The organism is Pseudomonas sp. GD04058 (genome assembly GCF_029836855.1).
In the GTDB taxonomy this organism is placed as follows: domain Bacteria; phylum Pseudomonadota; class Gammaproteobacteria; order Pseudomonadales; family Pseudomonadaceae; genus Aquipseudomonas; species Aquipseudomonas bharatica.
The window spans coordinates 41,099-62,418 of record NZ_JAOECN010000035.1 but is presented as its reverse complement, the minus strand read 5'-3'; the positions used below and the strand labels follow the sequence as shown (position 1 = coordinate 62,418).

Annotated in this window: 18 protein-coding genes, 4 tRNA genes and 1 pseudogene; 14 read left to right on the top strand and 9 right to left on the bottom strand. The window is 62.4% G+C overall.

Features of this window, described 5'->3' with window-relative positions; all coding sequences use genetic code 11:
* Window positions 1–36: 36 nt before the first annotated feature.
* Window positions 37–1,383 carry a 3-deoxy-7-phosphoheptulonate synthase class II gene (locus N7650_RS22805; RefSeq protein ID WP_279900118.1) on the bottom strand — a complete coding sequence of 449 codons (1,347 nt, stop codon included), beginning with the start codon at window positions 1,381–1,383 and terminating at the stop codon, window positions 37–39.
* Window positions 1,384–1,519: 136 nt separating this feature from the next.
* On the opposite strand from N7650_RS22805, the gene N7650_RS22800 reads away from it, so the two are divergent.
* Together N7650_RS22800 and N7650_RS22795 are read left to right on the top strand one after the other, a co-directional pair.
* On the top strand, window positions 1,520–2,272 hold the full coding sequence (locus N7650_RS22800; protein ID WP_279900116.1) for a spermidine synthase: 753 nt from the start codon (window positions 1,520–1,522) through the stop codon (window positions 2,270–2,272).
* A gap of 310 nt (window positions 2,273–2,582) precedes the next feature.
* Window positions 2,583–4,284 (top strand): annotated as a pseudogene (locus tag N7650_RS22795) (DEAD/DEAH box helicase).
* Between the two features lie 125 nt (window positions 4,285–4,409).
* On the opposite strand, the gene N7650_RS22790 reads toward N7650_RS22795, so the two are convergent.
* Window positions 4,410–5,177, bottom strand: coding sequence for a class III extradiol ring-cleavage dioxygenase (locus N7650_RS22790; protein WP_279900115.1), 768 nt, complete (start codon window positions 5,175–5,177; stop codon window positions 4,410–4,412).
* A 103-nt stretch (window positions 5,178–5,280) separates the two neighbouring features.
* Here N7650_RS22790 and N7650_RS22785 point away from each other — a divergent pair, with 103 nt between their 5' ends.
* Window positions 5,281–5,934, top strand: a complete 654-nt coding sequence (locus N7650_RS22785; protein WP_009398339.1) for a thiopurine S-methyltransferase — start codon at window positions 5,281–5,283, stop codon at window positions 5,932–5,934.
* A gap of 145 nt (window positions 5,935–6,079) precedes the next feature.
* Here N7650_RS22785 and htpX read toward each other — a convergent pair whose 3' ends face one another.
* Window positions 6,080–6,967 carry a protease HtpX gene (gene htpX, locus N7650_RS22780; RefSeq protein WP_009398340.1) on the bottom strand — a complete coding sequence of 296 codons (888 nt, stop codon included), beginning with the start codon at window positions 6,965–6,967 and terminating at the stop codon, window positions 6,080–6,082.
* Window positions 6,968–7,180: 213 nt separating this feature from the next.
* On the bottom strand, window positions 7,181–8,392 hold the full coding sequence (locus tag N7650_RS22775; protein ID WP_009398342.1) for a pyridoxal phosphate-dependent aminotransferase: 1,212 nt from the start codon (window positions 8,390–8,392) through the stop codon (window positions 7,181–7,183).
* A 201-nt stretch (window positions 8,393–8,593) separates the two neighbouring features.
* Between N7650_RS22775 and msrB the strand changes: the two genes are divergently transcribed.
* A complete protein-coding gene (msrB, locus tag N7650_RS22770) occupies window positions 8,594–8,986 on the top strand; it encodes a peptide-methionine (R)-S-oxide reductase MsrB (RefSeq protein WP_009398343.1) in 393 nt (130 codons plus the stop codon).
* A gap of 28 nt (window positions 8,987–9,014) precedes the next feature.
* The gene (locus N7650_RS22765; RefSeq protein WP_009398344.1) at window positions 9,015–9,494 is read left to right on the top strand and encodes a glutathione peroxidase; all 480 of its coding nucleotides are present in this window, start codon (window positions 9,015–9,017) and stop codon (window positions 9,492–9,494) included.
* On the opposite strand, the gene N7650_RS22760 is transcribed toward N7650_RS22765, so the two are convergent.
* A complete protein-coding gene (locus N7650_RS22760; RefSeq protein WP_279900112.1) occupies window positions 9,487–11,805 on the bottom strand; it encodes a response regulator in 2,319 nt (772 codons plus the stop codon). The two genes, N7650_RS22765 and N7650_RS22760, sit on opposite strands and share 8 nt — an antisense overlap.
* A gap of 123 nt (window positions 11,806–11,928) precedes the next feature.
* Here N7650_RS22760 and N7650_RS22755 point away from each other — a divergent pair, with 123 nt between their 5' ends.
* Window positions 11,929–12,819: an ATP-binding protein gene (locus N7650_RS22755; RefSeq protein ID WP_009398346.1), complete on the top strand. Its 891-nt coding sequence runs from the start codon at window positions 11,929–11,931 to the stop codon at window positions 12,817–12,819.
* Window positions 12,816–13,298: a GAF domain-containing protein gene (locus N7650_RS22750; RefSeq protein ID WP_009398347.1), complete on the top strand. Its 483-nt coding sequence runs from the start codon at window positions 12,816–12,818 to the stop codon at window positions 13,296–13,298. The genes N7650_RS22755 and N7650_RS22750 overlap by 4 nt, the downstream gene beginning before the upstream one ends.
* A gap of 148 nt (window positions 13,299–13,446) precedes the next feature.
* Here N7650_RS22750 and N7650_RS22745 read toward each other — a convergent pair whose 3' ends face one another.
* Window positions 13,447–14,214, bottom strand: coding sequence for a hypothetical protein (locus N7650_RS22745; RefSeq protein ID WP_037059958.1), 768 nt, complete (start codon window positions 14,212–14,214; stop codon window positions 13,447–13,449).
* 331 nt (window positions 14,215–14,545) lie between these two features.
* Here N7650_RS22745 and N7650_RS22740 point away from each other — a divergent pair.
* From N7650_RS22740 to N7650_RS22725, 4 genes are all read left to right on the top strand, one after another.
* Window positions 14,546–14,621: transfer RNA gene (locus N7650_RS22740), tRNA-Glu, on the top strand.
* Window positions 14,622–14,623: 2 nt separating this feature from the next.
* Window positions 14,624–14,699, top strand: a tRNA-Gly gene (locus N7650_RS22735).
* 107 nt (window positions 14,700–14,806) lie between these two features.
* Window positions 14,807–14,882 (top strand) — tRNA-Glu (locus N7650_RS22730).
* A gap of 4 nt (window positions 14,883–14,886) precedes the next feature.
* A tRNA-Gly gene (locus N7650_RS22725) sits at window positions 14,887–14,962 on the top strand.
* A gap of 138 nt (window positions 14,963–15,100) precedes the next feature.
* Here the strand turns inward: N7650_RS22725 and N7650_RS22720 are convergent.
* Window positions 15,101–15,511, bottom strand: a complete 411-nt coding sequence (locus N7650_RS22720; RefSeq protein ID WP_009398349.1) for a PA2817 family protein — start codon at window positions 15,509–15,511, stop codon at window positions 15,101–15,103.
* A gap of 76 nt (window positions 15,512–15,587) precedes the next feature.
* Window positions 15,588–18,035: an acyl-CoA dehydrogenase gene (locus tag N7650_RS22715; RefSeq protein ID WP_279900111.1), complete on the bottom strand. Its 2,448-nt coding sequence runs from the start codon at window positions 18,033–18,035 to the stop codon at window positions 15,588–15,590.
* Window positions 18,036–18,211: 176 nt separating this feature from the next.
* Here N7650_RS22715 and N7650_RS22710 point away from each other — a divergent pair, with 176 nt between their 5' ends.
* From N7650_RS22710 to N7650_RS22700, 3 genes are all read left to right on the top strand, one after another.
* A complete protein-coding gene (locus tag N7650_RS22710; RefSeq protein WP_009394827.1) occupies window positions 18,212–18,835 on the top strand; it encodes a glutathione S-transferase in 624 nt (207 codons plus the stop codon).
* Window positions 18,836–18,979: 144 nt separating this feature from the next.
* Window positions 18,980–19,912 carry an ABC transporter ATP-binding protein gene (locus N7650_RS22705; protein ID WP_279900110.1) on the top strand — a complete coding sequence of 311 codons (933 nt, stop codon included), beginning with the start codon at window positions 18,980–18,982 and terminating at the stop codon, window positions 19,910–19,912.
* A complete protein-coding gene (locus tag N7650_RS22700) occupies window positions 19,909–20,688 on the top strand; it encodes an ABC transporter permease (protein ID WP_279900109.1) in 780 nt (259 codons plus the stop codon). The genes N7650_RS22705 and N7650_RS22700 overlap by 4 nt, the downstream gene beginning before the upstream one ends.
* On the opposite strand, the gene N7650_RS22695 is transcribed toward N7650_RS22700, so the two are convergent.
* A complete protein-coding gene (locus tag N7650_RS22695) occupies window positions 20,656–21,195 on the bottom strand; it encodes a DUF2062 domain-containing protein (RefSeq protein WP_037062198.1) in 540 nt (179 codons plus the stop codon). The genes N7650_RS22700 and N7650_RS22695 overlap by 33 nt on opposite strands.
* Window positions 21,196–21,320: the final 125 nt, after the last annotated feature.

Here is a 21,320-nt window from a genome sequence, read left to right as displayed (position 1 = left end):
TCGGCGTTGGAATCGAAATCTGCCGGAAGCAGATGATCAGCGGCGAACCTGTTTCAATGTTTCTGCAATCAGGAACGCCAGCTCCAGCGACTGATCGGCATTCATCCGCGGGTCACAATGCGTGTGATACCGGTCCGACAGCGCATCCTCGGTGATCGGCCGTGCCCCGCCGATGCACTCGGTGACATTCTGCCCGGTCATTTCGATATGGATTCCGCCCGCATGGGTCCCCTCGGCCTGGTGCACCTGGAAGAACTGCTTCACCTCGCTGAGGATCTGCGCGAAATCCCGGGTCTTGTAGCCGCTGCTGGCCTTGATGGTGTTGCCGTGCATCGGGTCCGAGCTCCACAGCACCTGGCGGCCTTCGCGCTCGACGCTGCGAATCAGCCCCGGCAGGTGATCACCGACCTTCTCCGCACCCATGCGCACGATCAGGTTGAGGCGCCCCGGGTCGTTGGCCGGGTTGAGGATATCGATCAGGCGGATCAGTTCCTCGGTGTTCATGCTCGGGCCGACCTTGACCCCGATCGGGTTGTTCACCCCGCGCAGGAACTCGACATGGGCGCCGTCCAGCTGGCGGGTGCGGTCGCCGATCCAGAGCATGTGTGCCGAGCAGTCGAACCAGTCGCCGGTCAGGCTGTCCTGGCGTACGAAGGCTTGTTCGTAGTTGAGCAGCAGCGCCTCGTGGGCGGTGAAGAAACTGGTCTCGCGCAGTTGTGGTGCGGTGTCCAGGCCGCAGGCGCGCATGAAGGCCAGGGTCTCGTCGATGCGGTCGGCCAACTGGCTGTATTTCTCGGCCAGGGCCGAATTGGCGATGAAGTCCAGGTTCCACTTGTGCACCTGGTGCAGATCGGCGAAACCGCCCTGGGCGAATGCGCGCAGCAGGTTCAGGGTGGCAGTCGCCTGGTGGTAGGACTGCAACAGGCGCTCCGGGTCGGGCACGCGGCTTTTCTCGTCGAAACCGATGCCGTTGACGATGTCGCCGCGGTAGGCGGGGAGGGTCACGCCATTGATGGTTTCGTCGCCGGCAGAGCGCGGCTTGGCGAACTGCCCGGCCATGCGCCCGACCTTCACCACCGGGCAGCCGGCGGCGAAGGTCATGACGATCGCCATCTGCAGCAGGACCTTGAAGGTGTCGCGGATCTTCGCCGCGGAGAACTCGGCGAAGCTTTCCGCGCAATCACCGCCCTGGAGCAGGAAGGCGCGGCCTTGGGTCACCTCGGCGAACTGGCGGCGCAGCTCGCGGGCTTCCCCGGCGAAGACCAGCGGCGGGTAGCTGGCCAGGGTCTGCTCGACCTTCAGCAGGTGGGCGGCATCGGGGTAGACGGGTTGCTGCTGGATCGGCAGGGCGCGCCAGCTTTCGGGACTCCAGGGTTGGCTCATCACAGGCTCTGTTGGTTATTGGCTGAGGCGAAGACGCATGCCCGCCATGCTATCACCCGGCACACGCCTTGTTGCACTGCGCGCATTGACGGACAATGCCGGCTTTTCGAGGCACCCAGGGTTGCCGGGAGACAGCATGACAGAGCGCGAAGAGCGTCTTCTGGCGCAGGTGCACGATCAGTTTGGCACCATCAGCGTGTACGAGGTCGAGGACTACCGTTTTCTCGAATTCGGCGAGGCCATCGAGCAGAGCTGCGTATTCACCGCCGATCCCAGCTGGCTGGAGTATGACTACACCCGCGCCATGCTGGTCGGGGCGCTGTGCCATGAGCTGCCGGAGAGCGCGCTGTTCCTCGGCCTTGGCGCCGGGACCCTGACCCAGGCGTGCCTGAAGTTCCTGCCGCTGGATGACGTCGAAGCCATCGAGCTGCGCCCGGACGTACCGCGCCTGGCTATCGAATACCTCGGGCTGGACGATGACCCGCGCCTGTATATCCGGGTTGGTGATGCACTCGAGCTGCTGCCCAGCGCCGAGCCGGCCGACCTGATCTTCGTCGACCTGTATACCGACCACGGCCCGGGCGTAGGCCATCTCGCCTGGGGCTTCCTCGAAGAATGCCAGAAACGCCTGAATCCCGGCGGCTGGCTGGTGATCAACCAGTGGGCCGGCGATGATGGCCGGCCATTGGGCGCGGCGTTGCTGCGTGGACTGTATTCGCGGCATTACTGGGAACTGCCGGTGAAGGAGGGCAACGTGATCCTGCTGGTGCCGGCCGACCTCGACCAGACCCTCGACACCACCGGGCTGCGCGCGCGTGCCGAGGCCCTGGCGCCGCGCCTGGGGTACTCGTTGCACTACCTGATCGAGGCGATCAGGCCGGCGACCTGAGTAAAACGTTTCAGCGGAAAATCCAGGCAAGGCAGGCCGAAGTACCTCAAGCGCGTCGTTTCAAGGTTCGCGCCTGTCGTTTTCCGAAAAAAACCTCTCACCGAACGAACGAATTCAGGTATAGTGCGCGCCGGTCTTTCAACGGACCTCGTTCAAGGCAGTGCTCTGCGAAGTCAACTTCGCTGCATGTCCGCATCGCGGACGCTTCCTGGACGTTCTTTTCTTTATCTTCAATCGTTTTCGCAAATCCCCGCCGACAAAGCTGCCAGGGTGACCCTCGGGTCTTACAAGGCATGCGCAGCTTTGGAGCATGGGTCTTTGCGGATGCACTTAGAGGCAGACCCATGACCCAGGAAACCGGCGGCTTCGCCGCTCTCGATCTTAATCCGAATATTGTTGCTGCCGTTCTGGCTACCGGCTACGAAGAGCCGTCCGCCATTCAGCAACAATCGATCCCGATCATTCTCGCCGGTCATGACATGATCGGTCAGGCGCAGACCGGTACCGGTAAAACCGCCGCCTTTGCCCTGCCCATCCTGAACCGCATCGACCCGAGCAAGCGCGAGCCGCAAGCCCTGATCCTGGCGCCAACCCGTGAGTTGGCGCTGCAAGTCGCTACCGCATTCGAAACCTACGCCAAGCAGATGCCGGGCGTGACCGTGGTAGCCGTATACGGTGGTGCCCCGATGGGCCCACAACTGAAAGCCATCCGCAACGGCGCGCAGATCGTCGTGGCGACTCCTGGCCGTCTGTGCGACCACCTGCGTCGTGACGAGAAGGTCCTGGCCACCGTGAACCACCTGGTTCTCGACGAAGCCGATGAAATGCTCAAGCTGGGCTTCATGGACGACCTCGAAGTGATCTTCAAGGCCATGCCGGAAAGCCGCCAGACCGTTCTGTTCTCGGCTACCCTGCCAGCCTCGATCCGTGCCATTGCCGAGCGCCACCTGCGTGAGCCGAAGCACGTCAAGATCCAGAGCAAGACCCAGACCGTGACCGCCATCGAGCAGGCACACCTGATGGTCCACGCCGACCAGAAGGTTTCCGCTGTCCTGCGTCTGCTGGAAGTGGAAGAGTTCGACGCGCTGATCGCCTTCGTGCGTACCAAGCAGGCCACCCTGGACCTGGCCAGCGCCTTGGAAGCCAAGGGCTACAAGGCTGCCGCGCTGAACGGCGACATCGCCCAGAACCAGCGTGAGCGCGTGATCGACTCGCTCAAGGACGGTCGCCTGGACATCGTCGTCGCTACCGACGTCGCTGCCCGTGGCCTGGACGTACCGCGCATCACCCACGTCTTCAACGTCGACATGCCGTACGACCCCGAGTCCTACGTGCACCGTATCGGCCGTACCGGCCGTGCCGGTCGTGAAGGCCGCGCGCTGCTGCTGGTTACCCCGCGCGAGCGCCGCATGCTGCAGGTGATCGAGCGTGTGACCGGTCAGAAGGTTGCCGAGGTTCGCCTGCCGAACGCTCAGGCTGTCCTTGATGCGCGCATCAAGAAACTGACCAACAGCCTGGCGCCGCTGGTTGCCGATGCCGAAGCGACCCATGGCGACCTGCTGGACCGCCTGACCGCCGATATCGGTTGCAGCCCGCGTGCCCTGGCCGCTGCGCTGCTGCGCAAGGCCACCAACGGTCAGGCCCTGACCCTGGAAGCCGTCGAGAAGGAACAACCGCTGGTTCCGAGCTACACCCCGCGTGAGCGTACCGGTGGCGAGCGTTCCGAGCGTAGCGGTGAGCGCGAGCGTCGTGCGCCGATGCCGCTGGGCGAAGGCCGTGCCCGTTGCCGTACCGCGCTGGGCGCGCGTGACGGTATCGCCGCGAAGAACCTGCTGGGTGCCATCCTCAACGAAGGCGGCCTGGCCCGCGAAGCCATCGGCCGCATCCAGGTGCGCGACAGCTTCAGCCTGGTCGAGCTGCCGGAAGAAGGCCTGGATCGCCTGCTGGCCAAGCTCAAGGACACCCGCGTTGCCGGCAAGCAGCTGAAACTGCGCCGTTATCGCGAGGATTGATCCTCGGCTGAATGAAAAATCCCCGACTGGTTCGGGGATTTTTTTTGCCTGTCAGTAGCGGTGCACACGGATCCCTGTGGGAGCTGGCTTGCCAGCGATGAGGCCATCAGAAACACAGCAAAGCTTCAGTCGAACCTGTAGATATCCATCCCCAGCGCCCCAAGGGTAAACCCCTGGTGCTCGATCCCGAACCGCTTCCCGGCGCCCCGGGCGAAGTACAGCGGCAACAGATGCTCATCGCTCGGATGATTGCGTGCTGCAAACGGCGCCTGCCTGCGGTAATCCAGCAACGCATCGCCATCATCTGCCGCCAGCTTCTCCACCATCCAGTCACGGAACGCCAGTGCCCAGGGTGTCGAACCATTATCGGTTGCGCGCCAGTCCAGTTCGCCCAGGTTATGGGTGATGCTGCCGGAGCCGACCAGCAGAATACCTTCAGCCCGCAGCGAGGCGAGGGCGCGCCCGACTTTTTCCTGGAAGGCCGGACCGCGCAGGCTCGGCAATGACACCTGCACGACCGGTATATCGGCCTGCGGATACATCAGGGACAGCGGCACCCAGGCGCCGTGATCGAAAGGTCGTTTGCCATCGAGCCCGGCCGGCATGCCTGCGTCCTTCAGCAGACCGGCGACCCGCTCGGCCAGCAGCGGCTCGCCGGGCGCCGGGTACTGCACGGCGAACAGTGCGGGCGGGAAGCCACCGAAGTCATGCCAGGTGGCTGGCCGCGCAGCGCTGGCGACCCACAGGTCGTGGCTTTCCCAGTGCGCCGAAACCACGATGATGGCTTTCGGCCGTGGCAGGCTGGCCGCCAGGCGCGCCAGGGCCGGGCCGCTTTCGCCGGGTTCCAGGGCGAGCATGGGGGATCCATGGGAAATGAACAGGCTTGGGAGCATCGCAAACGTCCTGAAGGGTATGATGGCTACCATCTTCAGCTAGATCATTGATCTAATTCCAATATAAGTTTTCGCATTATTTGATCGAAATCCTGGAGTCATCATGCAAGCGGATTTTTGGCACAAGCGCTGGGAGCGCAATCAGATCGGATTCCATCAGGACCAGGTCAACCCCTACCTGGCGCGATATTGGCCAACGCTGGCGATTGACGCGGGCAGCCGGGTGCTGGTGCCCCTGTGCGGCAAGAGCCTGGACCTGGCCTGGCTGGCGGGGCAGGGGCTGCGGGTGCTGGGGGTGGAGTTGTCGCAGCGCGCGGTGGAGGACTTCTTTGTCGAACAGCAGTTGCAACCTGAGCGGTACCAGCACGGGGCCTTCAGTTGCTATCGCAGTGAAGGCGTGGAGATCTGGTGCGGGGATTTCTTCGAACTGACGGCCGAGGATGTGGCTGATTGCGTGGGGCTGTATGACCGTGCGGCGCTGATTGCCTTGCCGCCGGAGATGCGCCAGCGCTATGTGGCGCACTTGGGTGCGATCCTGCCCAAGGGCTGTCGGGGTGTGCTGGTGACGATGGAATATGACCAGTCGAAGCTGGACGGCCCGCCGTTCTCGGTGGCCGATGACGAGGTCCGGGCATTGTTTGCCGGGCGCTGGCTGGTCAGCGAGGAGGCGGTGCAGGACATCCTTGGTGAGAGCTGGAAGTTCGTGCAGGCGGGCGTCGGTAGCCTGCTGGAGCGGGCCTACACCTTGAGGAGCTGAGTAAGCGGACCCTGTGGGAGCGGGTTCACCCGCGATTGCAATAGTGAATTCACCACCGCAATCGCTGGCAAGCCAGCTCCCACAGGGGGGCGCGATGTTCCACAAAAAAGCCCGCCTAAGCGGGCTTTCCTGTTACTGGCGTCGATCAACCGCGGCGACGCAGTGCTTCGATGCGGTCTTCCAGCGGTGGGTGGCTCATCAGCAGGCCTGCCAGGCCCTGCTTCAGGCCGCCGTTGATGCCGAACGCATTCAGGGTGCTCGGCATCTGTACCGGTACGCCTTGCTCCGAGCGCAGGCGCTGCAGGGCGCTGATCATCGCTCCGGTACCAGCCAGGCGGGCGCCGGCGTCGTCGGCGCGGTATTCGCGTTTGCGCGAGAACCACATGACGATGATGCTGGCGAGGATGCCCAGGACCAGCTCGGCGATGATGGTCGCGATGTAGTAGGCGATTCCCTGGCCCTCTTCGTTCTTGAAGATCACCTTGTCGACGAAGTTGCCGAAGATCCGCGCAAAGAACATCACGAAGGTGTTCACCACGCCCTGGATCAGCGCCAGGGTAACCATGTCGCCGTTGGCGACGTGGCCTATCTCGTGGGCCAGTACGGCACGCACTTCATCGGGCGAGAAGCGCTCCAGCAGGCCCTGGCTGACCGCGACCAGGGCATCGTTGCGGTTCCAGCCGGTGGCGAAGGCGTTGGCCTCGTAGGCCGGGAAGATACCCACTTCCGGCATCTTGATGCCGGCATTGCGGGACAGCTCCTCGACGGTTTGCAGCAGCCATTGCTCGTGGCGGGTACGCGGCTGGCTGATGATCTGCGTACCGGTGCTCATCTTCGCCATCCACTTGGAGATGAACAGCGAGATCAGCGAGCCGGCAAAGCCGAACACGGCACAGAACACCAGCAACGAGTCGAGCTTCAGGTCGACGCCGTTGGCCGCCATGATCCCGTTGAAGCCGAACAGGCTCAGGGTGATGCTGGCAACCAGCACGACCGCGAGGTTGGTGGCTACGAACAGCAAAATGCGCATCATGGTTGTTACGTTCTCCAGACGGATAGATATGTAGCGTATGCGGCTATATAAGGTGCGCTTGGTGGCGATTCAACTGGGGGACTATTTCAAACTGTGTACGTGTCTGACAGCCAGGTACACCGACCCAACCCGCGGCTCAGAGCCGCGGGGCGAAAATTCTGACGTGGGGAGGGTCGATACCTGCGTCTTTTCCCACACAGGTATGACTGTAGGTTACTGCCGGTAGGACTTCAGGAAATTTCCGATGCGCCCGATGGCCTGCTCAAGATCATCGACCCGTGGCAGGGTCACCACGCGGAAGTGATCCGGGCTCGGCCAGTTGAAGGCGGTACCCTGGACGACCAGCAGTTTTTCCGAGAGCAGCAGGTCGAGCACGAATTTCTCGTCGTTGAAGATCGGGCAGACCTTCGGGTCGATCCGCGGGAAGGCGTAGAGCGCGCCCATGGGCTTGACGCAGCTGACGCCCGGAATGTCATTGAGCAGTTCCCAGGTGCGGTTGCGCTGCTCCAGCAGGCGGCCCGGCGGCAGGACCAGGTCGTTGATGCTCTGATAGCCGCCAAGTGCGGTCTGGATTGCGTGCTGGGAGGGCACGTTGGCGCACAGGCGCATGTTGGCGAGGATGTCCAGGCCTTCGATATAGCTCTGGGCGTGTTGCTTGGGCCCGGAAATGATCAGCCAGCCCGAGCGGAAACCGGCGACCCGGTAGGACTTGGACAGGCCGTTGAACGTCAGGCACAGCAGGTCCGGAGCGAGGGACGCAGTGCTCACATGGACCGCTTCGTCGTAGAGGATCTTGTCGTAGATCTCGTCGGAGAACACCACCAGGTTGTGCTGGCGGGCCAGTTCGAGCATGCCCAGCAGGACTTCGCGCGAATACACGGCGCCGGTCGGGTTGTTCGGGTTGATGATCACCAGGGCCTTGGTGTTCGGGGTGATCTTCGCCTTGATGTCTTCCAGGTCAGGGAACCAGTCGGCGCCCTCGTCGCACAGGTAATGCACCGGGCGACCGCCGGCCAGGCTCACCGCGGCGGTCCACAGCGGGTAGTCCGGGGCCGGGATCAGCACTTCGTCACCGTTGTTGAGCAGGGCCTGCATCGACATCACGATCAGTTCGGACACCCCGTTGCCGAGGTAGATGTCCTCGATGCCGACGCCTTCGATCTGTTTCTGCTGGCAGTACTGCATCACGGCCTTGCGCGCGCTGAACAGGCCCTTGGAGTCGCTGTAGCCCTGGGCGGTCGGCAGATTGCGGATCACGTCCTGGAGAATTTCTTCCGGCGCTTCGAAACCAAAGGGTGCCGGGTTGCCGATGTTCAGCTTGAGGATGCGATGGCCTTCCTCCTCCAGGCGCTTGGCGTGCTTGAGCACCGGGCCGCGAATGTCATAGCAGACATTGGCGAGCTTGTTCGATTTGCTGACCTGCATGATGTGATCCCGATAAGAAAAGATCGCCGCCTGGCCCTTGTACGAAAACAGCGTTCGTACAAACCCTGCCGCGCCATGAAAAGGTTTGAAATGCGGGTAATCCGGGTGCCAGACTGTTGCCTGAATTGAGGCGCAATGATACGTCTCGCCCGTGCCGGCGAAAAGAAGCAGCACGGGCTTTTTATTTGACGAGGCCTGCCCATGGAAAAGATCGAGAAAACCCTTGAAGAATGGCGCGCGATGCTCGACCCCGCGCAGTACCAGGTGTGTCGCCTGAAGGGCACCGAACGCCCGTTCAGCGGAAAGTACAACTCGACGAAGACCGATGGCATCTACCATTGCATCTGCTGCAACGCGCCGCTGTTCGACTCGCGCGCCAAGTTCGACTCCGGCTGCGGCTGGCCGAGCTTCTACGAGCCGATCGAGGACAGCGCGATGATCGAAATCCGCGACACCTCCCATGGCATGATCCGTACCGAAGTCACCTGTTCGCGCTGCGACGCGCACCTGGGGCATGTATTCCCGGACGGCCCGCCGCCGACCGGGCTGCGTTACTGCATCAATTCCGTGTGCCTGGAACTGGAACCGCGCTGAACGGCGCCTTGCATGAAAGGAGCGTCATATGGCTTTGCTGGACATCCCCTGCACCACCATCAAGGGCGAGCAGAAGACCCTGGCGGACTTTCCGGCCAAGGCCGTGCTGATCGTCAATACCGCCAGCCAGTGCGGTTTCACCCCACAGTACAAGGGGCTGGAAAAGCTCTGGCAAGACTACCGCGAGCGCGGCCTGGTGGTGCTCGGGTTTCCCTGCAACCAGTTCGGCAAGCAGGAACCGGGGGATGAGCGGGCGATCTCGCAGTTCTGCGAGCTGAACTTCGGCGTCAGCTTCCCGCTGTTTCGCAAGGTCGATGTCAACGGCCCGGGCGCCCACCCGCTGTTCGTCGAATTGAAGAAGCGCGCGCCCGGCCTGCTGGGCTCCCAGGGCATCAAGTGGAACTTCACCAAGTTCCTCCTCGACCCGAAGACCGGCACCGTCAGCCGTTATGCCCCTACTACCAAGCCCGAAGCCTTGAACGCCAGCATCGAGGCGCTGCTCAAGTGATCTGCGGCGGGGCCCAGTGGTCGATCATGGCCTCCAGCTCCTCGCGCCGGAACGGCTTGGCCAGATAATCGTTCATGCCCGCAGCGCGGCACCGCTCGCGCTCCTCGGGCATGGCGTTGGCCGTCAGGGCGACGATCGGCAGGTTCGGCCAGCGCCCGCTCTGGCGAATGCGGCGGCTGGCCTCGTAGCCGTCCATTACTGGCATGTTGCAGTCCATCAGGACCAGGTCGAACTGTTCTTGCTCCAGTTGCTCCAGGGCTTCGGCACCGTGGGCGGCGACGCTCGTTTCGCAGCCCAGCTTGGCCAGCATGCCCTTGGCTACCAGTTGGTTGACCGGGTTGTCCTCCACCAGCAGGATCCGCCCCCGCGACACATCTTTCGGTTGGTCGGGCTGCTTGACCTGGACGCCTTCGTCCGCCCGCGTCAGTACCCGGCGCAAGGCCTGGTACAGCGCGCTGCGAGCCAGTGGCCTGGCCTGTTGTTGCAGCGGAGCCAGGCTCGCGGCCTGCTCGCCGGGAAGAAAGTTGCCGTAGGCGGTAACCAGCAGGATCGGGGCCTTGCTCGCCGGACGCAGGGTCAGAACGCAGTCCAGGTCATCGGTAATCAGCAGGTCGGGGGCTTCGCCGCCGAGATCGTCCAGCGAATCCAGGCGCCGATAGTGCAGGCCCCAGCGAGGCAGCAAGGTATGCAGCAGCTCGGCCAGGCCGCTTTTGGCGTTGCTGATGGCGACCACCTGGCCGTGCAGCGGCTCCGGCATGACCGCTGCGGTATGGCCGGGCAATGGCAGCTCGGCGCTGAACTGGCTGCCGAAACCTGTCTCGGAACTGATGCTCAAGCGCCCTTGCATGGCTTCGCAGAGGTTGTTGGTCAGGGTCAGGCCGAGGCCGGTGCCACCGTATTGCCGGGTGATACCGGCGCCGGCCTGGGTGAAAGGCTGGAAGATACGGCTCTGGGCTTCCGGGGCGATGCCTATGCCGGTATCGCAGACATCGATGCGCACGCCGCCGCTTTGCGCGCTCAAGCGCACGTCGACCCGACCGAAGCGGGTGAACTTGAGGGCATTGGATAGCAGGTTGCTGACAATCTGCCTGACCCGGGTCGGGTCGCCCAGCACCATCGAGGGGAATCCGGGATCGATCAGGCAGGTCAGCTCGACGTTCGGCGCGGTGTTCTGCGACAGCAGGTTGGCGGTGTCTTCCACCAGCGTGCCAAGGTCGAAGGGAATCCGCTCCAATTCCAGCTGGCCAGCATCGAACTTGGACAGGTCGAGGATATCGTTGAGCAACTCCACCAGCACCTTGCCCGAGTCGTGGGCAATCGACAGTTGCTGGCGCTGCTCGGTGGTCAGCGGGCTGTCCAGCGACAGCGCGATCATGCCCAGCAGGCCGTTGAGCGGCGTGCGGATCTCGTGGCTCATGTTGGCCAGGAAGGCGGCGCGGGCCTGGGCCATGTCGAGGGCGCGGCGGCGGGCGTCTTCCAGTTCCAGGTTGGACTGGCTCAGGCGGTTGTTGCTGGCCTTGAGTTCGTTGGTGCGCGCCGAAACGATGTTCTCCAGCTGGTTGAGGTAATCGGTCAGGCGGTTTTCCGCGTTGCGCCGCTGCTGGATCTCGGTGGCCATGGTGACGAACTGCTGGTTGGCAACCCTGACCAGCACGCCGATTTCGTCGTCTTCGTGGCCCACCGGAAAGGGCAGCTTGCCTTGCGCGCCGTTGCGCGGGTCACTGTTGCTCAGGGCACTGATCACCCGCACCAGCGGCTTGGTCAGCATCATGTAGAACAGCGCCAGGAGAATCCCGGTCAATACCAGGCTGCGCACGAAGCCGTTGAGCAGGGTGACTTCCGCCCGTTTGAGAAAGCGGCTGCCGAAGGCGAAGGTATCGACATCGATATAAAGGGTGCCCAGGTACTCGTCGGGCATATGGCTGAGATACAGGCGGTTGCGAAATTCGCGGTTGTTGCCGAACAGGAAGTCGCTGATGGCCCGGTAGGTGCTTTCCTCGCGGGGGCGCTGCATATCGGCGAGCACGGTATCGTTGTTGTCGACCAGCCGGGCACGGACGATGGCCGGGGATTGCAGCAGGCCGAGGGTCAGCTCCTGGGCCAGTTCGGCATCGATGTTGTAGGCGATGCGCGAGGCGGTGTTGTGGCTGATATCCAGCAGCGCTTGCATCTCGCGGTTGATGGAAGCGTCTTCGCTGGCATAATCGATGCCTATCTGGATGAGACTGAGCAAGGTTCCCAGGATGAAGCCGACGAGGACGGTCAGCCGGGCTTGCTTGTACGACAGGCGATTGGTGAACTTGATATCCATGGTCCCGAGCCAGTTCCACATTCCATGCGCTGCGCAAGCATAGCCGATCAACCCCGGCTGCTGGCATGTACTGTCACACATTCAGCTCGCTCGTTAATGCCTGAATCTGACCGAGGAATTCCCGTGGACTCCCGATTGAATGCGTTTCTCGAACGTGCCGAAACCGTATTGGCGCGTCTCGAACCCTTGTTGCCGATGCCGCGCCCGGACATCGACTGGAACCTGTGCCTGGCGGCGCGCTGGCAGCGCGATGGACGCAGCGGTTTTCTCCTGCCGCTGGAAGTGAGCCTGGACATCCGCCTGTCCGACCTGATCGGTGTCGATCAGCAACGTGAACAGCTTGGACGCAACACCCGGCAGTTCCTCGATGGCATGCCGGCCAACCATGCACTGCTGTGGGGTTCGCGCGGTACCGGCAAGTCGTCGCTGGTGCGTGCCTTGCTGGCAGAACATGCCGGCGCCGGTCTGCGCCTGATCGAGATCGAGCGCGATCATCTCGCCGACCTGCCGCGGGTGGTCGAACAGTTGCAAAGGCTGCCGCAGCGCTTCGTGCTGTTCTGCGACGACCTGTCGTTCGAAGCCGGGGAGGGCGACTACCGGGTGCTCAAGAGCGTACTTGACGGCTCCCTGGAACAGGCGCCGGACAACGTGCTGTTGTATGCCACGTCCAATCGCCGCCACCTGGTGCCGGAGAAGCAGAGCGACAACGAGAACTGGAAGATGATCGACGGCGAGCTGCATCCCAGCGAGGCGGTGGAAGACAAGATCGCCTTGTCCGATCGTTTCGGCCTGTGGCTGTCGTTCTATCCGTTCAGCCAGGAGCATTTCCTGAATGTCGTCGAGCACTGGATAGGCCAGCTGGCCAAGGGCCCCGGCCTGGTCTGGCAGCGCGACGAAGAACTGGACAAGGCCGCGATCCGCTGGGCAACCGGCCGCGGCAACCGTAATGGCCGTTGTGCCTATCAGTTCGCCCGCTATTGGGTCGGACTCAAACTGCTGGAGCAACACAAATGATCGATTTGAATGCGGCAGGCGCCGGACTGGGTGGTTACGCCCTGCTGGCGGCGCAGCTGGAAGCCTTGCTTTCCGGCGAGCGCGACTTCATTGCCAATGCCGCGCAGTTTTCCGCGTTCCTGTACAACCAGGTCGATGACCTGAACTGGGCAGGGTTTTACCTGAACCGGGATGGTGAACTGGTGCTGGGCCCGTTCCAGGGCCAGGTGGCCTGCGTGCGCATTGCCTTCGGGCGTGGCGTGTGCGGCGCTGCAGCTGCAAGCCTGGAGACCCAGCGGGTCGAGGACGTGCACGCCTTTCCCGGGCATATCGCCTGCGATAGTGCGTCCAACAGCGAGCTGGTGATTCCGCTGGTCAAGGACGGTCGGCTGATTGGTGTGCTGGACCTGGACAGTCCGAAGCTGGCGCGGTTTGGCGTGGAGGATCAGGCGGGGCTGGAGCGATTGGCGGAGATTTTCCTGCAGGCGACGGATTGCTGATTCTCGAGATTTGATTCCGGGCTGATGGCCTCATCGCTGGCAAGTCGGACCGCCGCACCGCAGCTCCCACAGTGTCCTGCGGTGCCTGTGGGAGCTGGCTTGCCAGCGATGAGGCCATCAGCAACAGCGGAAATCTACAGCTACGATATCAGTCGTAGATGACTTTCTTCTTCCAGTTTTCTTCTTCGTCGGTCTTCAAGCCCTCGGTGAGAGCGTTGGTGTCGTCGGCGGTCGGTTCGATGGTATCCAGGACCATGGAATTGGCGCGGTTCAGCATCTTTTCCATGTATTCCAGCTGCTCCCGGTATTGCGCGGGCTCCGGTTGCTTGCGCAGGTACTGCACACCGCGCTCGAAGGCCAGGCGGGCATGCCCGGGCTGGTTCTGCTGCAGTGCGGCCTGGCCGAGGTTATTGAAGAACTCGATATGCAGCACCACCAGGATGTGGCGGATTTCCTTGACCCAGTACTTGGCTTCGTTGGTAGCCAGGAAGCCTTCCTGGCAGGCGCGCACTACCTGGCTGTGCAGCGCCTCCAGCAGGAAGCGGATGTCCTTGGCCTTGGCTTCGGTCTGGATCGGCGAAGGCGGGTTGGTCACCGGGAGCGATTCGCCCTGGGCGATCAGGGTATCCAGTTCGCCGATACGCGTGCGAATGGCGTCGTTGTTCTTGTCCAGGGCCAACTGGCGCTGGTTGAGGTTGAGTTCGAGGCGGGTCAGCAGCAGCTTGAGGGCCGGGGTCATCAGCTGGCCGGGAAAGGTTTCGGTGATCTCGCCCACGCGCCGCAAGCGGTCGGCCAGCTCGACCTTTAGTCGCGCGCGTTCCAGCTTGTTGTTCTCGACCACGTTGTTGAGATAGCCGATCACGATCAGTAAGGCGATACCCGCCACTATAAGCAGGGTAATCATTAGTGGTGTCACCGTTCACGCCTCGTCAGTCAGGTATACCGATTGAGTGTAGTGGCTTCCCATTTGCCCGGATAGAGCAGTTTGGCAGAAGCCGGCCGGGGATTGATGGCAATTTGCCGTGAGTCACAGTTGGACAACTCATTCCCTGCTTTTTCTTTGTCGGCAGCGTCGGACAATTCAACAGGGCACAGGCCTTTTGGGGGTCTGAAAACCGCCCGAAGTCATTGATTTAAATAAATTTCTAATTTGGGGTTGACGACCCTGAAAAGCCCCCCTAGAATGCGCGCCACTTGCAGCGTAAAGCACACAGCGAAACGCGGCAGGAAGTGAAAAGTTGTAGCGTGTCCCCTTCGTCTAGTGGCCTAGGACACCGCCCTTTCACGGCGGTAACAGGGGTTCGAGTCCCCTAGGGGACGCCAATGCGGGAATAGCTCAGTTGGTAGAGCACGACCTTGCCAAGGTCGGGGTCGCGAGTTCGAGTCTCGTTTCCCGCTCCAATTTACAAAGGTTTCGCCTTCATGGCGGGACTTGTAAAAAATCCAGTTTTGAAGCCCATGCTTTCGATACTGGTCACTGAATCAAGCGACTGCTTGTTTCAGGAAGAGTCCCCTTCGTCTAGTGGCCTAGGACACCGCCCTTTCACGGCGGTAACAGGGGTTCGAGTCCCCTAGGGGACGCCAATATGCGGGAATAGCTCAGTTGGTAGAGCACGACCTTGCCAAGGTCGGGGTCGCGAGTTCGAGTCTCGTTTCCCGCTCCAAATATGGCGCTACTGGATCTTCGGGTCGGGTAGCCAGGAAAAAAGGACCTTCGGGTCCTTTTTTCGTTTCTGCTTAAAAACACAATTCAAAACGCGGCGCGGACCCTGTGGGAGCTGGCAAGCCAGCTCCCACACTTTTCAGTGCTTGCTGTCCTGCTCGGACATGCTCAGCAACTGCTTTTCCTGGTTCCAGTCGAACGGCTCGTCGTTCTGCTCAGCAGCGTAACGGCGTTCTTCCAGCTCCTGGTACAGATCCAGTTCTTCATCCGGCATGAAGTGCAGGCAATCACCACCGAAGAACCACAGCAGGTCCCGCGGTACCAGGTGGGCGATCTGTGGATAACGCTGGATGACCTGGCACATCAGGTCCTGGCCCAGGTACTGGCTTTCCAGCGGGTCCTGCGGCAGTTGTTCCAGCAGTTCGTCGAAGCGTTCGAGGAACAGGGCGTGGCTCTCTTCCGGTACCTGCTCGGCTTCGCCCAGGGCGGCGAGGATGCTGCGCAGGTGTTTGAGCAGGACAAGGTGGTAGTCCAGGTGTGCATTGGCCATGCGGGCGATCCTCTAAAGCAAAAACGGGCGCGGGAGTATAAGGCCCCCCGCGCCCGATGTCCCGGTCGGATGACGATCAGCGCACCTTGCCGGCGCTCGGTAGCAGTTCCTCCTTGGTGAAGGCATCGACATCGATGACCTTGCGCCGCGCCGCTTCGGCCTCACGCAGTTTTTCCGCTTGTGCCGTGTCCAGCGCACCGCTGCGCAGCGCCGCGTCGATCAGCGACTCGCCGGCATCGACTGTGAATTCTCCGTTTTTCAGGGCATGGCGCAGGTTCTTGTGGGCGTCGGCACTGTCGCCCAGCAACTGGCTGGCGTGCTGCAGCGCGCCTACCGGATCTTCTGGATCGGTCGGGCGGTAGCAGCCGTCGAGCAGCGCTTCCAGCGCCGGGTCCCCGGCACTGCGACCGATCAGTTCGGCGATTTCCGCGTCCAGTTCGTCGCTTGGCCCTGTATGCCGGCGGCCAAACGGGAACACCACCAGGCGCAACGCGCAGCCGAGCAGGCGGTTGGGGAAGTTGTCGAGCAGCCGGTCCAGCGCCTGTTCCGCCTGGCCGAGGCTTTCTTCCATGGCCCAGCGCAGCAGGGGTTGCAGATGCGAAGGGGAATTCAGGTCGTGGTAGCGCTTGAGCGCTGCCGAACCCAGGTACAGGTAGCTGAGAACATCACCCAGGCGCGCCGACAGGCGCTCCCGGCGTTTAAGTTCGCCACCGAGCAGCATCATGCACAGGTCGGCAAGCAGGGCAAAGGCTGCGGCCTGGCGGTTCAACGCGCGGAAGTAGCCCTGGCTCAGCGGGTCGCCGGGGACTTTCTCGAAATGCCCGAGGCCCAGCCCCAGCACCAGGGTACTTGCCGCATTGCCGACGGCGAAACCGATATGCTGCATCAGCAACCGGTCGAATTCACGCAGCGCCTGATCACGGTCCTCGCGTCCGGCCAGGGCCATCTCCTTGAGCACGAACGGATGGCAGCGGATCGCGCCCTGGCCGAAGATCATCAGGTTACGCGAAAGAATGTTGGCACCCTCCACGGTAATGAAGATCGGCGCCCCCTGCCAGTTGCGGCCCAGGTAGTTGTTCGGGCCCATGATGATGCCCTTGCCGCCGTGGATATCCATGGCGTGCTGGATGCACTCGCGGCCGCGCTCGGTAAGGTGGTACTTGAGGATCGCCGACAGCACCGAGGGCTTTTCGCCCAGGTCCACCGCCTTGGCGGTGAGCAGGCGGGCGCTGTCCATCAGCCAGGCGTTGCCGCCGATGCGCGCCAGGGATTCCTGGATGCCTTCGAAGGCCGCCAGGGGCACGTTGAACTGTTCGCGGATCCGGGTGTACTGGCCACTGACCAGGCTGGTGAACTTGGCCGCGCCGGTACCCACGGCCGGCAGCGAGATCGACCGGCCTACCGACAGGCAGTTCATCAGCATCATCCAGCCCTTGCCGAGCATGGCCTGGCCGCCGATGAGAAAGTCCAGCGGGATGAACACGTCCTTGCCTTCGTTGGGGCCGTTCATGAACGCCGCGCCGAGGGGCAGGTGGCGCTTGCCGATCTCGACGCCGGGCGTGTCGGTGGGGATCAGCGCCAGGCTGATGCCCAGTTCGTCTTCCTCGCCCAGCAGGTGCTCGGGGTCGTATGCCTTGAAGGCCAGGCCGAGCAGGGTTGCGACAGGTCCGAGGGTGATGTAGCGCTTTTCCCAGTTCAGGCGCAGGCCGATGACTTCTTCGCCTTTCCATTGGCCTTTGCAAATGATCCCGGTGTCCGGCATTGCACCGGCGTCGGAGCCGGCCAGCGGGCCGGTCAGGGCGAAACAGGGAATTTCTTCGCCACGGGCCAGGCGCGGCAGGTAGTGGTTGCGCTGCTCATCAGTACCGTAATGCAGCAGCAATTCTGCTGGGCCGAGCGAGTTGGGGACCATCACGGTCGAGGCCAGGTCACCGCTGCGGGTGGCCAGCTTCATCGCCACCTGGGAATGGGCGTAGGCGGAAAAACCTTTGCCTCCGTACTCCTTGGGGATGATCAGGGCGAAGAATCCATGGGTCTTGATGTGCTCCCAGGCCTGTGCTGGCAGGTCCATGTCCTGACCGATCTGCCAGTCGCTGACCATGGCGCAGAGTTCTTCCGTGGGGCCGTCGATGAACGCCTGTTCTTCCACGGTGAGTTCAGGCTTCGAGTAGCCCAGCAGGGTGTTCCAGTTCGGGCGGCCGCTGAACAGTTCCCCGTCCCACCACACGGTGCCGGCGTCTATGGCTTCGCGCTCGGTGACCGACATCGGCGGAAGGGTGCGCTGGAACCAGGCGAACAGCGGCGCGGTGAGCAGCTTGCGGCGCAGGTCTGGAAGCAACAGGGGCGCGGCGATGGCGGCGACCACCAGCAACAGCACGAAGACCAGCCAGCCCGGTGCCCGCGAAAAGATGCCCATGGCAATCACATAGGCCGCCACCAGTGCCAGGGCGGGCAGGGCGGGGGTACGGCGATGCGCGAGCCAGGCGGCCCCGAGTACGAGCACAAGCAACCACAACAGCAACATAGTCTTTCCTCCTGGAAACCTTTCACGTGTCAGGACATCCGTCAGAGCGTAGTCGGTCTCTGCGCAACGGCCTCGTCTGAACAGTGACAGGTCCTTTCCAAAGGAGTTCGGCGGCGGTTGCCTGGGCAGCGAGCTGGGGTAGACTGGGCCTCCCTCGCAGGTAACAGGATGTAAAAATGCTCAAGATCTGGGGTCGGAAAAATTCCAGCAACGTACGCAAGGTGCTGTGGTGCGCGCAGGAGCTGGGGTTGCAGTACGAGGCGGTGGATGCCGGTGGAGCGTTCGGCGTGGTCAACGAGCCGCACTACCGCGCACTCAATCCCAATGGTGTGGTGCCAACGATAGAGGACGACGGGCTGGTGCTATGGGAGTCCAACACTATCGTGCGCTACCTGGGTGCCAGGTACGCTCCCGGTACCTCCTGGTATCCCGAGGATCCGGTGGTGCGGGCCAAGGCGGAGAAATGGATGGACTGGACCACCTCGTCCCTGGCCACGCCGTTCCGCCCCCTGTTCTGGGGCATCCTGCGTACGCCACCGGACCAGCAGGACTGGGTGGCGATCAACGCGGCGCAGAAGGCCTGTGCACACTTGTTGTCGATCGCCGACGAGGCCCTGGCCTCCCAGCCGTTCCTGTCCGGTCAGGAAGTGGGCATGGGCGACATCCCCTTGGGCTGCTTCGTCTACGCCTGGTTCGAGATGCCCATCGAGCGTCCGCAGATGCGTCATCTGCGCGCCTGGTACGATCGTCTGCGCGAACGCCCGGCCTACCAGGCGGCGGTGATGACCGCGTTGACCTGATCGTTTCGCTCGATGTGATAGTTAATATCGATAGAGTTGACTGTACTTGTGCGGCCAAGGTGAGCACCATGGCCGCATTTCTCCTGGCCGGTATGCCCGGCTAGGCAGATTTCCCGAACAATTCCAAAGGTACGCGGACCCGCCATGAGTTCAGCCCTGTCCATTCGGCAGCTAACCAAGACCTACGGCAATGGCTTCCAGGCCCTCAAGGGCATCGACCTGGATGTCGCCGAGGGCGACTTCTTTGCCTTGCTGGGCCCCAACGGTGCCGGCAAATCCACCACCATCGGCATTCTTTCGACCCTGGTGAACAAGACCAGCGGCAGCGTCAGTGTCTTCGGGCATGACCTTGATCGCCAGCCTGCCGCGCTCAAGCGCAGCATCGGCGTGGTGCCCCAGGAGTTCAACTTCAACCAGTTCGAAAAGACCTTCGACATCGTCGTGACCCAGGCGGGTTACTACGGCATTCCGGCGAAGGTCGCCAAGGAGCGCGCCGAGCAGTACCTGACCCAGCTGGGCCTGTGGGAAAAGCGCGACGTGCCTTCCCGCTCGCTGTCAGGCGGCATGAAGCGCCGCCTGATGATCGCCCGGGCGTTGATCCATCAGCCGCGCCTGCTGATCCTCGACGAGCCCACCGCCGGTGTCGACATCGAGCTGCGCCGGTCGATGTGGAGTTTCCTCACCGAGCTGAACCAGCAGGGCATTACCATCATCCTTACCACCCATTACCTGGAGGAGGCCGAGCAGCTGTGCCGCAACATCGGCATCATCGACCACGGCACCATCGTCGAGAACACCAGCATGCGCCAGTTGCTGGGCAAGCTGCATGTCGAAACCTTCGTCCTCGACCTGCGCCATGACCTGACCCAGGCTCCGCAACTGGCCGGCTACCCGTGTCGCCTTATCAATGCCCATACCTTGGAAGTCCAGGTGGACAAGGATGCAGGCATCACTGCGCTGTTCACTCAGCTGGCTTTGCAGAACATCGAAGTGACCAGCCTGCGCAACAAGACCAACCGTCTCGAGGAGCTGTTCGTGTCCCTGGTTGAAAAGAATCTGTCCAAGGTGGCGATATGAGTTCGGAACTGCGCGCCAACCTGGTCGCCCTCAACACCATCGTCTACCGCGAAGTACGCCGTTTCACCCGGATCTGGCCGCAGACCCTGCTGCCGCCGGCGATTACCATGGTCCTGTACTTCGTGATCTTCGGTAACCTGATCGGCCGCCAGATCGGCGACATGGGCGGCTTCAGCTACATGGAGTACATCGTGCCGGGCCTGATCATGATGTCGGTGATCACCAACTCCTACGGCAACGTGGTTTCCAGCTTCTTCGGCAGCAAGTTCCAGCGCTCGATCGAGGAACTGATGGTCTCGCCGGTGTCGCCGCACACCATCCTGATCGGCTACACCCTGGGCGGTGTCCTGCGCGGGCTTGCAGTCGGAGTGATCGTGACGCTGCTGTCGCTGTTCTTCACCCATCTGCAGGTGCATCACCTGGGCATCACCGTGCTGGTGGTGCTGCTCACCGCGACCATCTTCTCGCTGCTCGGCTTCATCAATGCGGTGTTCGCGCGGAATTTCGACGATATCTCGATCATTCCGACCTTCGTCCTGACGCCGCTGACCTACCTGGGCGGGGTGTTCTACTCGATCAACCTGCTGCCGCCGTTCTGGCAGACCGTGTCGCTGGCCAACCCGGTGCTGCACATGGTCAATTCTTTCCGCTATGGCATCCTCGGCGTGTCCGACATCCGCATCGGCGTGGCCATCACCTTCATGCTGATCGCCACCGCCGTGCTGTATTTCGGCTGCGTCCGGCTACTGGTCAGTGGGCGCGGAATGCGCAGCTGATCTCGCCTTGCGCCGGCGCCACTGCCTGCCCACCCACCAGCGCCAATAGAGCATGGTCAGGCAGTAGGCGAGGGCGCCCAGCAGCAGCCCGCAGACCACCGAGCCGAGCAGGAAGGGTTGCCACAGGGTCGACAACTGCTCGGTGATCCAGTCGAAGGTGATTTCCTCGGGCAGGGTGCGTGGAGGAATGCCCATGAGCCAGGCGCCCATCTGGTAGGTGCAGTAGAACACCGGGGGCATGGTGATGGGATTGGTCAGCCAGACCAGGCTGACGGCGATGGGCATGTTGCCGCGCACCAGGATCGCCAGGCTGGCGGCCAGCAGCATCTGCATCGGGATCGGAATGAACGCGGCGAACAGGCCTACCGCCATGGCCCGGGCCACCGAATGGCGGTTCAAGTGCCAGAGGTTGGCGTCATGCAGCAGCCGACCGAGAAAACGTAAGGATTTATGTTCCCGGATGCTCGTCGGATCGGGCATGTAGCGTTTAAAAAGTCGACGCGGCATGTGGGGTCTCGGCGTTCGGAAGGGGCAAGTATGCACCTATTACAAACTGTGCCCATTCAGACTTTGTGACAATTAATAAGTGAGCCCCGCTTCGCCATAGGCTAAGCCTGCGAGGTCATGGTTTT